We start from the raw sequence: 18,292 nt of genomic DNA, 5'->3' as shown, positions 1-18,292 counted from the left end.
CAGGTCGGCAAAGATTCTCAGAATTTCATCATTTGAACAAGTCGGACCCGACCGCCAACGTTTTCATGATATCACGCCGGCGTACGAATCAAGTGACATCTCATGTTTTATATCGGCATGGAAGGACGCCAGGTAACTGTGCCGGCAAGCCCCGTTATCGCAGGAACAACGCCTGTACAAACGCTTTCTTACGGCCATTTCATGTACAACAGGATGTCGGCTGTGCCTGTCGACTCATTGACGTTTTGCAACATGAAAGGCATTAAACGTCACGTGATAATCAGGTCGATGCAGTGCTTATTGTCCTGGTCCTCGCCCCGACATCACTTATAGCACACCTCCCCGCTCCCGCTGGCGAAGTGTTTCTCCATTGCGCATTCCGGACATAATCTTCAGGTATCAGCTCGCTCAAGCTTCTATCATGTGATCTTTTACCCGACATGATCGATCATGCAACCGTGTGTGTTTGCCGGCAGGAAGCCGATCAGGTCGCCATGATAGATGGGAGAACGCATGGCAGAAGAGGAAAATCGTCACGCCGGGGAACATTTCGAGGCGGGTGTAGAGCACAGCGAAGAGCATAATAGCGACTCTCCTGCCCCACCCATGAATCCGGAATCGAATGATCCGGAAAAGAATCGTGAAGCTGAACAGGAAGCCGCTCAGGAACTGCCCTCCCAGGCTGCTGCAGTCCACCAGCGCTTGCGCATAGATGGTCAAAAGGAACTCTCCCGGGATTCCATGGCTCTGCTCTGGTCGGCCATTGCAGCAGGCATTTCGATGAGCTTTTCGATGGTTGCGCGAGGCCTGCTACACGCCCACCTGCCGCCGACAGACCTGGGTTTCCTGATTGAATGCCTGGGTTACACGGTCGGGTTTGTGGTCGTCATTCTGGCGCGTCAGCAACTGTTTACCGAAAACACGGTTACTGCCGTGCTACCGGTCATGAGCCATCCTACGCTGAGCAGTTGCTGGCATCTGGGCAGGCTGTGGGGGGTGGTACTGTTTGGCAATATTGTCGGCGCCGGGCTGGCGGCCTTTACCTTCAAGCATATGCCGATGTTCGACGCTACCACCCAGGCAGCCTTTGTCGAAATCGGCGAGCATGTCATGGCCAACACAACCGGTGAAATGTTCAGCAAGGGTATTCTGGCAGGCTGGATGATTGCCACCCTGGTCTGGGTCATACCATCAGCCGATCAGGCCAAGCTATGGGTCATCATCCTGATCACCTATGTCATGGCCCTGGGCAATTTCACCCATATTATCGTGGGCTCCAGCGAGGCGCTCTATCTGGCCCTGAGCGGAAACGCCAGCTGGGAAGATGTCGTTTTCCACTTTGGCTTGCCCACACTTGCCGGCAACATCATTGGCGGGACCTTTATTTTCGCGCTGATCAGTCATGCTCAGATCAGAGGCGATCTGGAAGCTCAGCGCGAACGCAAACAGGGGCTGATCCAGCGTCGACACCCCATCCGAGCCGGCCTGAAAAAGGGAGGACAGGCCGCACGCAATACAACGCAGAAAGATGCAGGGGAAGACCGTTCAGGCTAGATGTCGCCAGGCCTTCGGCAACCGGGCCGCCATATCGCTTGTCATCAGGGTGAAGTCATCGAACTCGAAGCCCGGCGCCACTGTGCAACCGCATAGTGTATAGGCGCCGGTGCTTTCAGCGCCCTGCCACTGGCCACCCTCAACCACGGCAAAATGATCGGGACAACCGGGACCGATCACAAGTGCCTCGAACTGCGTACCATCGCCGCGCACCAGTCGCAGGGGCGCGCCTTCGTAGACCTGCCACAATTCATCGTGCAATACCCTGTGAAAACGACTTTTCTCGTTACCGGGCAACAGAAAGTAAATGTGTGTCGCACTGGCACGGACTTCGCCATGTACTGGCGAAGTCACCTGCCCATGACCGCGATAGACCTGCGCGAAATAACCGCCTTCCGGGTGAGGCTCAAGTGCGTAATGCTCAATCAGTGCTTTGATGTGGTCCATGGTTTGCCTCTCAATCACCGGGCCCAGTCACCTGGCATCATGTGCTTGCTGTTACCCTGTCACTGTCACCCATATGAGCCGAATGCCATGTCCAGTCTGTCTATTCGAAACACGACAAATGTCTTTCCCGCCCTGCTGATGCTTGCCTTGCTGGGCGGCTGTGCTGGGCAGCAGCCACAGTCCCCTGCACACGACGCCTCCTTTTATCAGCACCGCCACCCTGATATCCGCCTTGATTACAAGGCATCACTCGAACGTGTTGCGCCTGATACCGGGAGCTATTTCGGCAGTCACGGCTGGAACAGCTTCGTTTCCTCCGACAGTCCGGGCAAGCGACTGCTGACCCTTCAGCTACCGGAGTCGGACGATATCAGTCGCGCTCAGTGGCGACTCGGCATCAGTCATGACAGCATGGCGGTATACCGATGCCTCGCGCCCGCCGAAAGCGCCACCTCAAACAGCGAAGGGACGGCCACCATTGATGGTCATCGATTCATTACCTTCAAGGCCAATGAGGCCGGCATGAACCACTACCGTACCATTCATGCCTATCGCAGCGTCATCGATGGCACCTGTTACGCTATCGACCTGGTAGTCGAAGGCGTCAATGGCAAGGTCTACGATCCTCCTCGCAAGCCTCCCTTCAGCCAGGCTCAGGCGTTAAAGCGTCTACAGCAGATCAATGACAAACTGCAACTCGAAGAGCACTGAACGCTCCCATATGCCAGCCATCAGGAAGTTGTCATGAAGTATATCGGAGCGCATGTCAGCGCTGCGGGCGGTCCCGACCGCGCCGTGGCACGAGCTCATGAAATCGATGCCACGGCTTTTGCCCTGTTTACCAAAAACCAGCGTCAATGGCGCGGCAAGCCATTGACCGAGGAGGTCATCGCCGCCTTTCGTCAGGCCATGACCACTTACGGCTACACGTCGGCGCAGGTGCTGCCTCACGATAGCTACCTGATCAATCTGGGCCACCCCGAGGCTGAGGGACTTGCCAAATCACGCGCGGCCTTTCTTGATGAGATGCAACGCTGCGAGCAGCTCGGACTGACCCTGTTGAATTTCCATCCCGGCAGTCACCTGAGACGTATCAGTGAACGCGAGTGCCTGAAAATCATTGCCGAATCGATCAATGACGCTCTTTCACGTACCCGGGGTATTACTGCAGTCATCGAGAATACGGCCGGTCAGGGCAGCAACCTGGGCTATCGCTTCGAGCAGCTTGCCGAAATCATCGAACAGGTCGAAGACCGTTCTCGGATAGGTGTCTGCATTGATACCTGCCATGCCTTTGCTGCCGGTTACGATCTGCGTACCTCTGAAACCACTCGCGCAACGCTGGATGAATTCGAACGTACAGTCGGCTTTGGCTATCTGCGCGGTATGCACCTCAACGATGCCAAAAGTACCCTGGGCAGTCGACTGGACCGACATCACAGTCTGGGCCAGGGCCATATCGGCAGCGATGGTTTCGCTACGCTCATGCAGGATGGGCGCATTCAGGGCATCCCCATGATTCTGGAAACCATTGATCCCGACCTCTGGCCCGAGGAAATCGCCTGGCTGAAGAGACAGGCCGGAATGCCATCAACAGTGAGTACCTCATGAGCACGGAAGGCTTTTTCAACTGGATCGGCGAAACCCTGGGCGCTGCCATCCGCGCCATCGTCGAAGCGCTGTCGGGAGTTTTCGGTAATATATTTGCTGCCTTCGATAGCTTCCTTCAGGGACTGACCACCTCGCTCGGTATCAGTCCATCGCTTTTCAGTATCGGCATACTGATTATCGGTCTGCTGCTGCTGTTCAATGGTATTCGCGCTTTTGTGCGGCGCTCGATTGTCGGTGGCGTGGTTCTAACCCTGCTGGGCCTGATCGTCCTGAGCTGGCTGATTCACTAGCCGCTTCTGAAAAGTGACCAGGCAACAGGCTCAGGCAAGACAAAAACAGGCTGGCGTACCCGTCAATAGACATATCCGGGCCGGTTTTCTCCCGGACTGAACCGGCATATATGCTGCCGGCAGAGGCTGACTGGTCTCACGGCAGGCCCGGAATTGCTTGCATTGCTAACGAATATTTTCCAGGGTCATGAGTGCTGGTCGATTATCCGGCCGGCTCCCGACGCAGACAAGGTTGTCGGGATGTCCATAACGGTCCGTTACGTGATCAGGGAGAGATCATGAAAGCACTGACATGGCATGGCACCCATGACGTACGCGTCGACAATGTACCCGATCCCGAACTTCAGGATGCCCGTGACGCCATCATTCGAGTCACGGCGACAGCCATCTGCGGTTCCGATCTGCACCTTTACAATGGCCTCATGGCCGGTATGCAATCCGGTGATGTACTGGGCCATGAATTCATGGGTGAGGTCGTCGAAACCGGCTCGGCAGTCAGTAATCTGAAAAAGGGTGATCGAGTCGTGGTTCCCTTCACCATCGCCTGCGGGGACTGTTTTTTCTGCAACAGCCGACTGTACTCGCTTTGCGACAACAGCAACCCCAATGCCGAGGATGCTGCAGCGGTCATGGGGCATTCACCCTCGGCGCTGTTCGGCTATTCCCACCTGCTCGGCGGCATCCCCGGCGGTCAGGCCGAATACGTACGCGTCCCCTACGCCGATGTCGGTCCATTGAAAGTTGAATCGGATTTCAGCGACGAACAATTGCTGTTTCTGTCCGACATCTACCCTACCGGTTATATGGCTGCCGATAATGCCGATATCTCGCCCGGTGACACGGTGGCCGTCTGGGGTTGCGGGCCTGTCGGACAGTTTTCCATTCGCAGTGCCTGGATGTTGGGAGCAGGTCGCGTGATCGCCATTGACCGCGTGCCCGAACGGCTGAAGATGGCCGAGGAAAAATCCGGTGCCGAGGTCATCAACTTCGAGCAGGAGAACGTTTACGAGCGGTTGCTGGAAATGACCAAAGGTTATGGCCCGGATGGCTGCATCGATGCCGTGGGCGCCGAAGCACACGGCCAGGGTGATCCCGAGGCCGAACGGCGCTCACCCGATTCCGGCGAGGCCAATCATCCGCTGGCACTCAACGAGATGATCATGAGTTGCCGCAAGGGCGGCCATCTATCCCTGCCGGGCGTCTATACCGACAAGGTCGATGGTTTCGCCATTCAGGCGCTGATGAACAAATCGTTGGCGGTCAAGAGTGGGCAGACTCATATGCACGCCTATATGCCGGCTCTGTTGCGCACCATTGAGCAGGATCTGATCGATCCTTCATACATCATCACGCATCGTCACAAGCTGAGTGATGCTGCCAAAGCCTATGAGCACTTCAATGCCAAGCAGGATGGCTGCATCAAGGTCGTCATGACACCCTGACGTGCAAGACAGCATCTCAGCGTTATACAAAAGCCCCGTCGGCTCGTACCGGCGGGGCTTTTTCATCCTGTCAGCCTACTTCGCCATGGCACTCAGGCTGTCATGAGATTCGGCCATTTCGCGCGCCAGATTAAGGCCGGAGATCATCGCCTTGAGCGAAGCACTCACCGTATCGCTGTCTTCGGCCACGGCGCTGACTCGTTGACCATCCACATTAAGCTGAACGAAAGCGATGGCATTGGCATCGCTGTCGCCACCCAATGAGTGCTCATTGTAATCAAGGATACCCACCTGCTGGCCGGTGTGCTGCTGCCAGGCATTCATGAACGCCGACATGGCGCCATTGCCCTTGCCTTCGAGTTCAATCCGGTCGCCCTCTTCATCCAGAGTAATGATCAGCCCCTCCTCGCTGGCCCGGGAGAGTCGATAGTCCACCAGCGACAGTGGCGCCTCACGCATGAAGGTGGCAAACAGCAGTCGTCGAATCGATTCGCTGGAAAGTTCACCGGCCAGGCGTTCGCTCTCCTGCTGCACAATCGGCGCCAGTGCCAGCATCATCCAGCGAGGCAGACTGATCCCGTAATCGCGTTCCAGCAGGAAGGTCATGCCACCCTTGCCGGACTGGCTGTTGACGCGAATTACGGCCTGATAATCACGCCCGATATCGCGCGGGTCGATAGGCAGATAGGCAACCTGCCAGGGTTCATCATCGCCCTGCTTGCGCAATGACTTGCGAATGGCGTCCTGATGACTGCCCGAAAAAGCGGTATAGACCATTTCGCCCACCCAGGGGTGGCGCGGATGCATGGGAATGCCGGTGCATTCGGTTACCACCTGAATGATCTCGTCCGGTCGGGAGAGATCAAGTCCGGGGTCGATGCCCTGACTGTAAAGATTCATGGCCAGGGTCACGATATCCATGTTGCCGGTGCGTTCACCGTTACCCAGCAGGGTCCCTTCGACCCGTTCGGCACCCGCCAGCAAAGCCAGTTCGGCCGCTGCTACGGCGCCGCCGCGATCATTATGGGTGTGAACCGAAACGATCACGCTGTCACGACGACTGATGTTCTGACAGAAATACTCGATCTGATCGGCATGATGATGTGGTCCGGCCATCTCAACCGTATTGGGCAGGTTGAGGATGCACTTGTTATCCGGCGTGGGCTGCCAGACATCCATGACCGCCTCGCAGATGGCCAGCGAGAAATCGATCTCGGTGCTGGAGAAGCTCTCGGGGGAATACTGGAAACGCCAGTCGACCTGCGGGTAGCGGCTGGCATGCTCCTTTACCCATTGCGCGCCGCTGACGGCAATATCGATGATCCCGTCGCGGTCCATTTCAAAAACACGCTCCCGCTGCGTGGTCGAGGTCGAATTGTAGAGGTGGATAATGGCTCGCTTGACGCCTACCAATGCCTCGAAGGTCTTTTCGATCAGATGCTCACGACACTGCACCAGCACGGCAATGGTGACATCCTCGGGGATCTGGTTTTCCTCGATCAGCCAGCGCACGAAGTCATAGTCGGGCTGACTGGCAGACGGAAATCCGACCATGACCTCCTTGATGCCGACGCGGATGATCTGTTTCCAGAAGCGCTTTTTCTGTTCGACACTCATCGGCTCCAGTAGCGCCTGGTTACCGTCGCGCAGGTCCTCGCTCACCCAGATCGGCGCAGCCTCGAGGTCACGGTCGGGCCATTGGCGATGGAAGGCGGGTACACGGTCTGCCGGGCGATACTTGCGATGGTCGAACCTGGTCATGACGATCCTCGAACGATAGTGAGGTAAATGAATTGCGGCTCAGTTCGCCTTGTGAGCGATACCGCCAGTCATACCACTCTAGCGTGGATCGAAGCGCAGGTGATTGCCAATTCGCTACCCATAACGGCCATTACAGCAATAAAATGCCATGATAAAGCCATTAACAGACAATGGATTGCCCTTTCATGACATCAGATGAACAACCCGTTGCGCTGGACCGCCTCGATCGTCGCATCCTCGAAGAGCTGCAGCTCGATGGCCGGCTCAGCAATCAGGCGCTCGCCGAACGAGTCGGTCTCTCCCCCTCTCCCTGTCTTCGACGAGTGCGCGCACTTGAGCAGGCAAACGTGATTACCGGTTATCGGGCGCTGGTGGATGCTCGCAAACTGGGCTATCGCCTGATGGCGCTACTGCATATCTCGATGGATCGTCATACACCAGAGCGTTTTGCCAACTTCGAAGCAAAGGTGGCGGCGCTTCCGGAGGTGCAGGAATGTCTGATGACGACCGGTCAGGAGGTCGATTATCAGCTCAAGATCACTGTCGAGGACATGGATGATTATCAGCGTCTGCTGCTTGAACACATCACCCCGATCAAAGGCGTTTCAGGCGTGCATTCCAATTTCGTCCTGCGTCAGGTATTTGGCGACCGTGGGGCGCCGGTCAGTCAGATTCATCGACTGCGCTCATCCGGTCCGGGACGGCGTAGCTGATCGGCCATACTGACGACGTAAAACCAGCGCATAGCCTGTACAGTCGAGTACATCTCTCACCACAAGTCACATGAGGGTGACCGCATGAGTAGCACCTTGCGGCCGAAGAAAGACGCTTTGCTGCAGTCTCGTAATAACGAAAAGGAGAGCCTCATCATGCTGAAAAGTTTTGGTCTGCAACGCAGACTCCTTGTACTGCTTATCGCACTGTGCCTGTCACCGACGGCACTGGCGGCGTCTCAGACAAGCGATGAAGCCAACATCCGACAGTTTCAGAACTGGGAAGTCCGCTGCCCGAATACCGGCGGCTCTGCGGATCGCTGCACCATGACCCAGGAGGTCAATAACCCTGACAACAACAAGCCATTGATGCGCGTGGTGGTGGCCTACCCGCCGCAGATCGACGGCCCGGTCATGGTTTTCCTGCTGCCTCTGGGCGTGCGTCTGGCACCCGGCCTGCAACTGAGCATCGATGACAGTCAGGGCCCCTCCTTCCCCTATCAGATCTGCAGACAACAGGGATGTCGTGCCGACCTGCCACTGCAGCCCGAGCTACTGCAGCAATTGCGCGCTGGCCACCGGGCCACGCTGAGTCTGATCGGCCCCGACGGCCAACGACGGGATCTGGCCATCTCCCTGATGGGCTTCACCAGTGCCAGTCAGGCCATCGCTCCCTGATTGCCCAACGCCTCCGGATGATCGCTGACCCGGAGGCGATACAGCAGGAACTGGCCGAACGGATCAGTCGGCCAGCGCTTTCGCCACCACTTCATAGAGATTGCGTGACAGAGGCTCCTGACGAATGCGCTCAAGCTCGGCGCGCATCAGCCGCTGACGCTGTTCGTCAAAGCGCCGGAACCGGGTCAGCGGCGTCACCATGCGCGCGGCAATTTCCGGGTTGAGCTGATTGAGCTCGATGACCACATCGGCCAGCAGCCGGTAGCCTTCGCCATCGATGCGATGGAAATTGACACGGTTGCTGTTGACGAATGTGCCGATCAGGGCACGGACCCGATTGGGATTTTTCAGCGAGAATGCCTGGTGTTCCATCAAAAACTTCAGCCGTTCCATGACATCCTGCTGTGGCCGCGTAACCTGAGTAGCGAACCATTGATCCATCACCAGTGGGTCATGCGCCCAGCGCTCACCAAAGGCTCGAATCGCCGGATCGCCCAGCTCACTGGCATCGGAGTGAGCCAGCAGAGTCAGTGCCGCCCGCACATCGGTCATGTTGTGATCGGCCTCGAACTGCGCCTGAGCCAGCATTAACGGCTCGCGCTCGCCGGTCGCCACCATATAACCCAGCGCTACATTTTTCAGACTGCGCGCCGCAATCTGCTCGGGCGTCGGTGCATAGGGCGCATCAAGCTGATTGGCGTGATAGGTACGCTCAAAGTCGACATAGAGGTTATCTGCCAGCTGGCTGATGGCCGCTTCTCGCGCCGCGTGAATGGCGTCGACATCCACGACCGATTGCTGCTCGGCAATCCACGCTTCGGTGGGCAGGCGCAGCATCTCCGCCAGCACTGCCCGATCATCGGTCGGTGAATTGAGCAAGCCACGCCAGGCCTCGATCAGCCGGCCATCGAGTTTCATGGATTCGTTGGCACGCCACGCCACCATCATGTCCTCGAGCGCCGCCAGTGCCAGCCGCTGGCCGCCATCCCAGCGGTTAAAGCCATCCTCATCGAAGCGCATCAGCAGCGCCAGATCGTCCCGCGACCAGTTGTAATCGAGCTGCACCGGCGCCGAGAAGCCGCGCAGCAGAGAGGGCACAGGCGCCACATCAAGCTGCTCGAAGGTCCAGCTCTGACGCTCCTGCTGCAGTGCCAACACGGTGTCCGTCCCATGCGACTCGCCATTCACAACCAGCTCGAGTGATGCCCCATCAGGTCCAAGCAGCCCCATCCTCACCGGAATATGGAGGGGTTGCTTGTCCGGCTGGCCGGGTGTGGCCGGCGTATGCTGTGCAATCGTCAGATGATACTGACGTGCTGTCGCATCATACTCGCCCTGCACGCTCAGTTGCGGCGTACCCGCCTGGCTGTACCAGCGCATGAACTGATCGAGATCGAGTCCGGAGACTTCGGCCATCGTGGCAACAAAATCCTCGACCCGGACTGCCTGGCCATCGAAGCGTTCGAAATAGCGATCGCTGCCACGCCGGAAGGTTTCCGGTCCGACCAGGTTACGCAGCATCCGCACCACTTCCGCACCCTTCTCGTAGATCGTGAGGGTGTAGAAGTTGGAAATCTCGATAAAATGATCCGGGCGCACCGGGTGTGCGGTGGGACCGGCGTCTTCGGCGAACTGGGCAGTTCGCAGCATCGCCACATTCTGAATACGGGCCACTGCCGCAGACTGGGTGTCCTCGGTATAACTCTGGTCACGGAAGACGGTGAACCCTTCCTTGAGCGCCAACTGAAACCAGTCGCGACAGGTCACCCGGTTGCCTGACCAGTTATGGAAGTATTCGTGTGCAACGATGGTATCGATACGCTGAAAGGCTGCATCGGTCGTGGTGGCAGGATTGGCGAGCACAGCGGCACTGTTGAAGATGTTCAGCCCCTTGTTCTCCATCGCCCCCATGTTGAAATCATCCACTGCCACGATCATGAAGCGGTCGAGATCATATTCGCGTCCATAAGCCTGCTCATCCCAGCGCATGGCACGCTTGAGCGACTCCATCGCCCACTCGGTCTTGTCAGTATTGCGCGCCTCTACCCAGAGTTGCAGAGTCACTTCACGACCGCTCATGGTGGTAAAGCGATCCTCGAGTTTCTCCAGTTCACCGGCGACCAGTGCAAAAAGATAGGAGGGCTTGGGATGCGGGTCCTGCCAGGTAACAAAGTGGCGTCCGTCCGGTAGCTCGCCCCACTCCACCGGATTACCGTTGGAAAGCATCACCGGCAACTGCTCGCGATCGCCGATGATGGTGGTCTCGAAGGTCGCCATCACATCCGGACGATCCGGATACCAGGTAATTCGACGAAAACCCTCCGGTTCGCACTGGGTACAAAACATCGAGCCCGAGACATAGAGCCCTTCCAGCGCAGTATTGGCCGCCGGATCGATTTCCACTTCGGTATCCAGTACGAAACGCTCGGGTACCCGAAAGATCGTCAACCGCTCGTTTTCGATACGATATTCATCATCCTTCAGGGTCTGACCATCAATGGCCAGCTCAAGTGTGGTGAGATGCTCACCGTTGAGCACCAGGGCCTCACCCTGTCCCTGATCTTCATGTCGCTCCAGATGCAGTCGCGCCCTGACCCGGGTGGCGTGAGGATCGAGCTCAAAGGTCAGCTCGGTGCGCGTCACCTGGTAGGCCGGTGGCTGGTAATCACTAAGGTAAATCGCCTGTGGCTCGGACATGGGTACTCCATGAGATGAAGAAAAAGCTTCCACGATGGTGTCACCGATACCGATGTCATGCCAGAACCGGCCTGACATGCTCACGACCATTCACTCGCGCGAGGGTTGTGAGGGGCTGGGTCGCGTCCCCAGCCAGAGCGCCAACAGGCTCAGACCGAACACGATAACCAGTGCCAGCCATAGCGTATCGAGCATAAACATCACGGCTACGGCACTACAGCCAATCAGCAACACGGCCAGACATCGGGCTTTTGCAGAAATTGCCCGCTCCTGCTCCCAGTTCGTGATCGCCGGCCCGGCGACAGGATGAGTGCGGATCCAGCGTGCAAAACGAGGTGAGCCTTTCGATGCCAGTCCCGCGGCCAGCAGCATGAAAGGTGTCGTCGGCAATAACGGCAGCACTACGCCTGCCAGTCCAAGAACGAAGCATAACGCCGCCAGCCCGATCCACAGACCCCGTAACAGCGCGCCATCGGCACGCCTGTCGCCTTTCCTGCCTTGTCGCTCACGCTGCGATGCACTCATCCCCGTTTCCTGATTCCTTCTGACCTGCGACATCGTGACAGACCGGCTTGTCATGACCGGTATCAACCACCACCTTTGAATATACCGCATCCATCCTGCCAGGGCAGTTGGATGATCTGCACCCGGAAAGGAGTCCGAAACATCATGGCAGAGCATATGATGAAAACCACTCGTGACGGAGTGGACGTTTATAACCAGTTCATTGGTGGACAGTGGGTTGAATGTGACGGTGAACTGCTGGATGTGACCAACCCTGCTACTGGCGAAGTCATCGGCCGGGTCGGCATGGCAACTGCCGAGGATGCCGACCGGGCCCTCAGGGCAGCAGATGGTGCCTTTCAGGAGTGGCGGCGCAAGACAGCAGTCGAACGCGCTGATCTGCTGTTCAATCTGGTCACATTGCTTCGTGACAACAGTGAACGCCTCGCCCGCCTGATCACCCGCGAACAGGGCAAACCACTGAGCGAAGCTCAGGGGGATGTCAGCATGTGCTGCGACCTGATTCGCTTTGCTGCCGAACATACTCGCCGACTGGAGGGGGATATCATCCCTGCCGACAGTGAGGATGAGCAGATCTGGATTCAGAAGGTGCCGCACGGTGTAGTCGTCGGCATTACGGCCTGGAACTTTCCGGCCGCACTGATCGGCCGCAAGCTCGGCCCGGCCCTGGCGGCAGGCAACACCATCGTTCTCAAGCCTTCCGAGGAAACACCGCTGACCGCACTGGAAATCGTCGAGCTTGCCCGCCAGGCCGGCATCCCGGAGGGCGTGGTCAATCTGGTTAACGGGCGTGGTCGGGATGTTGGCCATCATCTGGTGACCAGTCCGATTACTCAGTTGGTCAGCATGACTGGTAGCGTGCGTGGTGGTCGCGAAATCAACAAGGCAGCCGCCGAACATCTCAAGATCGTACGGCTCGAGCTGGGCGGCAAGGCGCCCTTCATCGTCATGGACGATGCCGATCTGGAGCCGGCCGTGGAGGCGGCGATCGTGTCACGCTTTACCAATAACGGTCAGGTCTGCACCTGTAATGAACGCATGTACGTTCATGAAGGTATCTACGACCGTTTTCTGGAACGCTTCAAAACTCGTGTCGAAGAACTCAAAGTGGGCGATCCGCTCAAACATGAGGATGTCGACATCGGTCCCAAGATCAACAGCGGCGAGCTCGACAAGGTCCACCAAATGGTCGAGCAGGCGGTCAGCCAGGGCGCACAGCTGGAAACCGGGGGCAAGCGTCTTTCCGGTGGGGAATATGACAGCGGCAACTACTATTCGCCGACCATCCTGACCGGGGTCAACAATGACATGGAGATCATGAAGGAGGAGATCTTCGGGCCAGTCGTGCCGATCATGAAGGTCGACAGCTTCGAGCAGGCATTGGATTACGCCAATGATTCCGAGTATGGCCTGTCAGCTTATGTCTTCACCCAGGACGTGCGACGGCTGATGACGACCACCCGGGAACTCGATTTCGGCGAAATCTATGTCAACCGTGGCGGTGGTGAATCGGTCCAGGGCTTCCACAAGGGCTATCGCAACAGCGGCCTCGGTGGAGAAGATGGCAAGTACGGGCTGGAAGCCTACGTCAAAAGCAAAACGCTTTACGTGCACTACTGAGGGGAACAACCATTATTCGGTCTCTCTCGGTGATAAAAACGCCGGCTCTGTGCGAGCCGGCGTTTTCATGTTCGTGTGCCTCAATAACGTTGCGATGGCCTCGGCCGGCTGGCTACATAGCTTCCAACTACCAACAGGATTGCCAGCACCAGCCAGAATGGCCAGGCAAGGCCAACATGCAACCAGACCACCCACAGACTGACCGCCATCATGGTAAGCGAGAGCATCTTGGCCGGTGTGGCAATCGCCCGCTCATTTTCCCATGCGGCAATCAGAGGGCCGGAAAGCCGATTGCGACGAATCCACTGCTCCACTCTGCGAGAGCCTCTTGAGGCGCAGATCGCAGCCAGCAGCATGAAGTCGGTCGCGGGTAGAAGAGGCAGAAAAATACCCAGCACTCCAATGGTAAAACAGAGCACCGCCAACCCGATCCAGATCATTCGCGCTCCTCGACTGGCGGCCCGACGATCCTTCCTTTCATCTTCAAGCGACTTTCTGGTCATCACTGCCATCGCATCACAAGGCTTGGTGAATCAATGATACCAAGGGCGCTGCATCATGCGCAGCGGGAATGATAATCATCACCGTTTTTCATTCGTACTTTAGTATCGGCGGGCGTATGCTCGGCTCAATCGACTGCCTGCGCTGCCACCCAATATCCTTCCGGGACGTTTCGCTTGTTTGATATCTGGATACCCCTGACGCTGCTGGCAGCCTGCATGCAGGCATGGCGCAATGCCTTTCAGAAACATCTGAGCCAGCATGTTTCAATCACTGGCGTGACCCTGGCCCGATTCTTCTGGGCCTGGCCCGTGTCGATTCTTTACGTCTTCATGCTGTATCGGCTCTGGCCAGCACCACTGCCCACTCTCTCGCCGCTATTCATGCTCACCGTGATAGCTGCTGCCCTCAGCCAGATTGCCGCCACGGCCCTGATGGTCAGTCTCTTTCAACAGCGTAATTATGCTGCCGGCGTGGGCCTGGCCAAAAGCGAAGCGCTGCTTGCCGCCATTCTCGGCGTACTCATTTTCGGAGCCACTATCCAGCCATTGGGCTGGTGCGGCGTTACCATTGGCGCCATTGCCCTGTGGCTGATGCGCGGTACGGTGCCGGGCGAAGCCTCATTACGGCCTCTGCTGACAGGCCTCGCCAGCGGCCTGTGCTTCGCGCTGACCTCGCTATGGGTGCGGGAGGCGAGCCAGCTACAGCCGGATCTCCCCTTCCTGCATGCCGCCGGATGGGTGCTCACCCTGACCATCGGCGTGCAATGGGTGACACTGGTTGGCTGGCTGATATGGCGCGACCGTCCCACGCTTGCCACGCTCTGGCGCCGGCCACTGGATAGCAGCCGCGTCAGTCTCACCAGTCTGGGGGCCTCGATCGGCTGGTTTACCGCAATGAGTCTGCAGGACGTGGCACTGGTCAAGACGCTCGGCCAGGTAGAGGTGCTGGTCACTTTATTGATTGCGCACTTCTGGTTCCGCGAACCGGTGACCCAACGCGATCAGCTCGGACTGGTACTGATCGTGCTCGGAGCGATCTGCGTCATGTGGCAGTGAGTCATCCTGTTGGGTACGGCCTCCTTCAGATGGAGGCCGAAGTCGGCTCGACTGACTCAACGCCCTCCGGCGTCTGCAGGCGCCGGCTCATCTTCCAGCCACCACACCCATCCTCGTAATAGCTGTCCAGCCACCCCAGAGCGCGGTAACCCATGCGACGATAAAGTGCGATGGCGGCACGATTGTCCGCACGCACCTCCAGCTGCAACTGCTCTCCGCCAGCTTCCTTCGCCAGCTCCTCAAGCGCTGTCAGCATGCGCCGACCATGACCACCTCCTCGTTGGGCGGGATGGATGCAGAAGGAATACAACCGCACAATACGACTGTTGCGGCGAAACAGCAGCGTACCGTACCCACAGGGCGTACCGGCTGGATCAAGCAATACCAGCGTGCGGGCATTGGCCCGCCTGAGCAGATGTGCCAATTGACGACGACTGAACCCATCATGTTCAAAACAGGCTCTTTCCAGACACCACAGAGCCTTTAGATCTCCGGCTTCTGCCGACCTGAGCAGGAGCGTCATGTCCCGCACTCCATTGCGTGATTGAATGGGCACTCACCAGCCTGGCTGATGAATGGATGACCAACGCTATCATGCGGGAAAACGGTGGCACAGAAGAGATGTACCGGTTGACGCCATCGTCGGGAGAGCCGATGTTAGTGAGGTCCAAGCTCACCTGTCAGAGAGGCCTCATGTCCCGTCTTCGCATCGTGGTCGATCGACTCGCCGATTGGCGACCCTATTACCCCAGTGACGATCTGATCACCGCCGACGACTACCTCGCGCTCGAAGCGGCTGCCCGACCCGATGATGCTACCCATGTCATCAACCTGTGCAATGGCCTCGACTATCTGGGCACCGGTTACTATGTCTCATTACTGGCTGAAGCCCGTGGTCAGCGGGTTCAGCCCGGCGTAGAAACACTCAATCAACTGTCACGCAAGGCCCTGATCGACCTTGAACTTGCCGGGCTCGACGAGCTGATGGCCGAACTGGCTCGCCGAGGCACACTGACCGGCGAGGCAATGCGACTACGCATTTTCTTCGGACGCACCGGCGATGAAGGACTCGACCGTCTGGGCCGACGACTGTTCGAGCGGTTGCCCTGTCCAATGATGGAGGCCCGCCTGAGCCGACGTGGTGATCGCTGGCAACTGTCGCGTTTGAAACCCCTGCCGTTGTCAGCACTGGAAGAGGGTGAGGAAGATCGCTTCGCCAGCGCGCTTAATCTGCATAGCCGCAAGGTATGGCGAACCCCCGCAGCTCGGCGCCGTTATCGCTTTGATCTGGCAATGCTGGTGGATCCGAAGGAGAGCCTGCCCCCCAGCAATCGCAGCGCCATCAAACAGTTCATTCGTGCCGGTCGTGAACGAGGCATCGATGTCAGTCTGATTACCCGTCGCGACGAGGGCCGCCTGGCGGCCTTTGATGGCCTTTTCATTCGCGAGACCACCCGGCTCGATCATCATACCTGGCGCATGGCACGACGTGCCGAGCATGAGGGGCTGGTAGTCATTGATGATCCCCAGTCGATTCTGCGCTGCACCAACAAGGTTTATCTGCATGCGCTGTTACACGCCAGGGGGATTCCCGCACCGCAGGGGCATCTGCTCTATCGCGGCGACCCGAAACGCCTGCGTGACCTGGCCGCGACACTAAGCTGGCCGCAGGTGCTCAAGATTCCCGATGGCGCCTTCTCCCGCGGTGTGGTGCGTATCGATTCTCCTCAGCAGCTCGAAACCGAGGCCAAACGGCTTTTCGAGGACTCTGCCCTGCTGCTGCTACAGGAGTGGATGCCCACAGAGTACGATTGGCGCATCGGCATTCTCGATGGTCGAGTGCTGTTTGCCAGCCGCTATTTCATGGCGCGCGGGCACTGGCAAATCTACGATCACAGCCATGGACGGGTCCGCAGCGGCGGTTTTGATACCGTAGATCCCACCGAGGTACCGGAAAAGGTCATACGCGCAGCCCTGCGGGCGACGCGCCTGATCGGTAACGGACTCTATGGCGTGGATATCAAGCAGGCCGGCGAGCGAGTCGTGGTCATCGAAGTCAACGATAACCCCAATCTCGACGCCGGCGTCGAGGATGTAATGCTGGGGCGCGAACTGTATGGCCGCGTCATGGACTGCTTCCTGGAGCGCATGGAGCGCCCTCATCGGCCACGCGAAGCCTCCTGAGGGCCTGGCCGACACGGCCTCGTCCGTGCCGGCCTCTGGCTGCCGTTTCAAAAAAGCCCCAGTTGCTGACGCTCGGGTGAGGTGATCGACAGCTCAAACTCGTGGCCACCATAACGACGCAGATTGATGACACCGGTATCCAGCATCAGATATTGCCCCTTCATGCCCATCAGCCGGCCCGCAATATGCGATTGCTCCGCGATATTCAGTGCTACCAGCCGGGTCGGCTCGGTGGGTAGCGGATAGTCGAAGCAGGCGACCGTTGCCTTGTCACGAGCCCGAATGGCCGATGTACCAAAGCGTTGGCGCAGTGCCGTTAATTCATCACTGAATGTGCTCAGCAATCGGTCATGCCAGGCCGGCAGATCCACCCATGGCACAGGACCTCGCAACATGCGCTGCCAGGCCGTGCGATCGCTGATGCGCTGGCGCAGCAGGGTTTCGATCAGACCTGCCTGGCGACGCGATTCAACATCAAGTATCGGCAGAGCCTGAATGGCGCCCTGCTCCAGCCAGCGCCTCGGCAAGCGCTCCGTGCGAGTGATGCCCACCTTGAGGCCGGAGGTATTGGCAAGATAAACCACATGGGGAGTAAAACAGTGCTGCTCTCCCCATCGCGGTTCGCGGCAGGTCCCGAGATGATAGTGGCAGGTTTCCGGACGTACGATGCAGCTGTCACAGCGCGCCAGCCGTTGAAAGCAGTCATTGCAGTAACCGCCTCCCACCAGGGTTGACGAGGGGCGCGCGCAGTGCAGACAGAAGCGTCTGCCAGTAGGGTAAAGCGTCAGCATTTCGCCCTGCGCGGCATTGAGTGCCACGGCATGCTCGCCCAGCTGCAGGGTATATCGCGCCGGCAGGTCGGGTTCGATCAGCAGGCGCTGTAACACACCACGTACTTCAACGTGGCAGGGGCTACTCAATTCAGTTGACCCACTTCAGGCGCTCGCCCTCGGCATTGCCTTCCCGATCGCTGGCGCAGCCGTCACGCTCAATATGGCCGAGGCGTTCCTCTGCCGGCATCGCATGATGATGTTCGTACTTGATCACCGCTTCCAGGCAGAGCTCAAGCTGTTGCTCGGTGAGCATTCGTCCATCGGGCCATTTACGCCTTTCCACGGCTTGTCTGAGGCTGGCGTAGATATCGGGACTCATGCGCTCGACCATGCCGTCGAAGGTCATTTCACTCATGAAGAGAAATCCTGATCAAAGAG

General features: G+C 58.2%; 18 protein-coding genes. 10 read left to right on the top strand and 8 right to left on the bottom strand.

Annotated elements, in window-relative coordinates:
- The first annotated feature begins 513 nt into the window (after positions 1–513).
- Complete coding sequence (locus FY550_RS06265) at positions 514–1,554, top strand: formate/nitrite transporter family protein (protein ID WP_084387980.1); 1,041 nt, start codon at positions 514–516, stop codon at positions 1,552–1,554.
- On the opposite strand, the gene FY550_RS06260 is transcribed toward FY550_RS06265, so the two are convergent.
- Positions 1,546–2,001, bottom strand: a complete 456-nt coding sequence (locus FY550_RS06260) for a cupin domain-containing protein (protein ID WP_070976770.1) — start codon at positions 1,999–2,001, stop codon at positions 1,546–1,548. The two genes, FY550_RS06265 and FY550_RS06260, sit on opposite strands and share 9 nt — an antisense overlap.
- An 87-nt stretch (positions 2,002–2,088) precedes the next feature.
- Here FY550_RS06260 and FY550_RS06255 point away from each other — a divergent pair, with 87 nt between their 5' ends.
- The 4 genes from FY550_RS06255 to FY550_RS06240 all read left to right on the top strand — a co-directional run bounded on the left by FY550_RS06255 (position 2,089) and on the right by FY550_RS06240 (position 5,344).
- Complete coding sequence (locus FY550_RS06255; RefSeq protein WP_070976767.1) at positions 2,089–2,712, top strand: hypothetical protein; 624 nt, start codon at positions 2,089–2,091, stop codon at positions 2,710–2,712.
- A gap of 33 nt (positions 2,713–2,745) precedes the next feature.
- A complete protein-coding gene (gene nfo, locus FY550_RS06250) occupies positions 2,746–3,612 on the top strand; it encodes a deoxyribonuclease IV (protein ID WP_070976765.1) in 867 nt (288 codons plus the stop codon).
- A complete protein-coding gene (locus FY550_RS06245; protein ID WP_070976761.1) occupies positions 3,609–3,902 on the top strand; it encodes a hypothetical protein in 294 nt (97 codons plus the stop codon). Before nfo ends, FY550_RS06245 begins: the two co-directional genes overlap by 4 nt.
- A 278-nt stretch (positions 3,903–4,180) precedes the next feature.
- The gene (locus FY550_RS06240) at positions 4,181–5,344 is read left to right on the top strand and encodes a zinc-dependent alcohol dehydrogenase (RefSeq protein WP_070976758.1); all 1,164 of its coding nucleotides are present in this window, start codon (positions 4,181–4,183) and stop codon (positions 5,342–5,344) included.
- Between the two features lie 75 nt (positions 5,345–5,419).
- Here FY550_RS06240 and FY550_RS06235 read toward each other — a convergent pair whose 3' ends face one another.
- Positions 5,420–7,105: a 2-isopropylmalate synthase gene (locus FY550_RS06235; protein ID WP_070976755.1), complete on the bottom strand. Its 1,686-nt coding sequence runs from the start codon at positions 7,103–7,105 to the stop codon at positions 5,420–5,422.
- Positions 7,106–7,290: 185 nt separating this feature from the next.
- Here FY550_RS06235 and FY550_RS06230 point away from each other — a divergent pair, with 185 nt between their 5' ends.
- Together FY550_RS06230 and FY550_RS06225 are read left to right on the top strand one after the other, a co-directional pair.
- Positions 7,291–7,818 carry an Lrp/AsnC family transcriptional regulator gene (locus FY550_RS06230; protein ID WP_070976751.1) on the top strand — a complete coding sequence of 176 codons (528 nt, stop codon included), beginning with the start codon at positions 7,291–7,293 and terminating at the stop codon, positions 7,816–7,818.
- A 156-nt stretch (positions 7,819–7,974) separates the two neighbouring features.
- Positions 7,975–8,496 (top strand): invasion associated locus B family protein, encoded by a 522-nt coding sequence (locus tag FY550_RS06225; RefSeq protein WP_070976747.1) that lies wholly within the window; start codon positions 7,975–7,977, stop codon positions 8,494–8,496.
- Between the two features lie 63 nt (positions 8,497–8,559).
- Here the strand turns inward: FY550_RS06225 and pepN are convergent, their stop codons facing one another.
- Positions 8,560–11,193 carry an aminopeptidase N gene (pepN, locus tag FY550_RS06220; protein WP_149054424.1) on the bottom strand — a complete coding sequence of 878 codons (2,634 nt, stop codon included), beginning with the start codon at positions 11,191–11,193 and terminating at the stop codon, positions 8,560–8,562.
- Between the two features lie 90 nt (positions 11,194–11,283).
- Entirely contained in the window at positions 11,284–11,718 is a 435-nt protein-coding gene (locus FY550_RS06215) for a YbaN family protein (protein WP_070976742.1), read from the bottom strand.
- A gap of 144 nt (positions 11,719–11,862) precedes the next feature.
- Between FY550_RS06215 and aldA the strand changes: the two genes are divergently transcribed.
- A complete protein-coding gene (gene aldA, locus FY550_RS06210; protein ID WP_084387949.1) occupies positions 11,863–13,338 on the top strand; it encodes an aldehyde dehydrogenase in 1,476 nt (491 codons plus the stop codon).
- 80 nt (positions 13,339–13,418) lie between these two features.
- Here the strand turns inward: aldA and FY550_RS06205 are convergent, their stop codons facing one another.
- Positions 13,419–13,778, bottom strand: a complete 360-nt coding sequence (locus FY550_RS06205; RefSeq protein ID WP_070976739.1) for a YbaN family protein — start codon at positions 13,776–13,778, stop codon at positions 13,419–13,421.
- Positions 13,779–14,015: 237 nt separating this feature from the next.
- On the opposite strand from FY550_RS06205, the gene FY550_RS06200 reads away from it, so the two are divergent.
- Entirely contained in the window at positions 14,016–14,897 is an 882-nt protein-coding gene (locus FY550_RS06200; RefSeq protein ID WP_233350283.1) for a DMT family transporter, read from the top strand.
- A gap of 25 nt (positions 14,898–14,922) precedes the next feature.
- Here FY550_RS06200 and FY550_RS06195 read toward each other — a convergent pair whose 3' ends face one another.
- Positions 14,923–15,420 carry a GNAT family N-acetyltransferase gene (locus FY550_RS06195; protein WP_070976735.1) on the bottom strand — a complete coding sequence of 166 codons (498 nt, stop codon included), beginning with the start codon at positions 15,418–15,420 and terminating at the stop codon, positions 14,923–14,925.
- A 170-nt stretch (positions 15,421–15,590) separates the two neighbouring features.
- Between FY550_RS06195 and FY550_RS06190 the strand changes: the two genes are divergently transcribed.
- Positions 15,591–17,081 carry a RimK family protein gene (locus FY550_RS06190; RefSeq protein WP_070977317.1) on the top strand — a complete coding sequence of 497 codons (1,491 nt, stop codon included), beginning with the start codon at positions 15,591–15,593 and terminating at the stop codon, positions 17,079–17,081.
- Between the two features lie 47 nt (positions 17,082–17,128).
- On the opposite strand, the gene FY550_RS06185 is transcribed toward FY550_RS06190, so the two are convergent.
- Positions 17,129–18,001 carry a DUF2797 domain-containing protein gene (locus tag FY550_RS06185; protein ID WP_233350282.1) on the bottom strand — a complete coding sequence of 291 codons (873 nt, stop codon included), beginning with the start codon at positions 17,999–18,001 and terminating at the stop codon, positions 17,129–17,131.
- Between the two features lies 1 nt (position 18,002).
- The gene (locus FY550_RS06180; RefSeq protein WP_070976732.1) at positions 18,003–18,269 is read right to left on the bottom strand and encodes a YeaC family protein; all 267 of its coding nucleotides are present in this window, start codon (positions 18,267–18,269) and stop codon (positions 18,003–18,005) included.
- Positions 18,270–18,292 lie beyond the last annotated feature (23 nt).

The sequence above is a fragment of the Kushneria phosphatilytica genome (genome assembly GCF_008247605.1).
GTDB classification, from domain to species: Bacteria; Pseudomonadota; Gammaproteobacteria; order Pseudomonadales; family Halomonadaceae; genus Kushneria; species Kushneria phosphatilytica.
The sequence above is the reverse complement of the archived record's forward strand: the minus strand, read 5'-3'. Positions and strand labels throughout refer to the sequence as shown.

Coding starts and splice junctions, on each gene's coding strand:
- FY550_RS06215 (WP_070976742.1), bottom strand. CDS start 11,718: ATGAGTGCATCGCAGCGTGAGCGACAAGGCAGGAAAGGCGACAGGCGT.
- FY550_RS06195 (WP_070976735.1), bottom strand. CDS start 15,420: ATGACGCTCCTGCTCAGGTCGGCAGAAGCCGGAGATCTAAAGGCTCTG.
- pepN (WP_149054424.1), bottom strand. CDS start 11,193: ATGTCCGAGCCACAGGCGATTTACCTTAGTGATTACCAGCCACCGGCC.
- FY550_RS06255 (WP_070976767.1), top strand. CDS start 2,089: ATGTCCAGTCTGTCTATTCGAAACACGACAAATGTCTTTCCCGCCCTG.
- FY550_RS06240 (WP_070976758.1), top strand. CDS start 4,181: ATGAAAGCACTGACATGGCATGGCACCCATGACGTACGCGTCGACAAT.
- FY550_RS06180 (WP_070976732.1), bottom strand. CDS start 18,269: ATGAGTGAAATGACCTTCGACGGCATGGTCGAGCGCATGAGTCCCGAT.
- FY550_RS06235 (WP_070976755.1), bottom strand. CDS start 7,105: ATGACCAGGTTCGACCATCGCAAGTATCGCCCGGCAGACCGTGTACCC.
- FY550_RS06245 (WP_070976761.1), top strand. CDS start 3,609: ATGAGCACGGAAGGCTTTTTCAACTGGATCGGCGAAACCCTGGGCGCT.
- FY550_RS06205 (WP_070976739.1), bottom strand. CDS start 13,778: ATGATCTGGATCGGGTTGGCGGTGCTCTGTTTTACCATTGGAGTGCTG.
- aldA (WP_084387949.1), top strand. CDS start 11,863: ATGGCAGAGCATATGATGAAAACCACTCGTGACGGAGTGGACGTTTAT.
- FY550_RS06190 (WP_070977317.1), top strand. CDS start 15,591: ATGTCCCGTCTTCGCATCGTGGTCGATCGACTCGCCGATTGGCGACCC.
- FY550_RS06265 (WP_084387980.1), top strand. CDS start 514: ATGGCAGAAGAGGAAAATCGTCACGCCGGGGAACATTTCGAGGCGGGT.
- nfo (WP_070976765.1), top strand. CDS start 2,746: ATGAAGTATATCGGAGCGCATGTCAGCGCTGCGGGCGGTCCCGACCGC.
- FY550_RS06225 (WP_070976747.1), top strand. CDS start 7,975: ATGCTGAAAAGTTTTGGTCTGCAACGCAGACTCCTTGTACTGCTTATC.
- FY550_RS06260 (WP_070976770.1), bottom strand. CDS start 2,001: ATGGACCACATCAAAGCACTGATTGAGCATTACGCACTTGAGCCTCAC.
- FY550_RS06230 (WP_070976751.1), top strand. CDS start 7,291: ATGACATCAGATGAACAACCCGTTGCGCTGGACCGCCTCGATCGTCGC.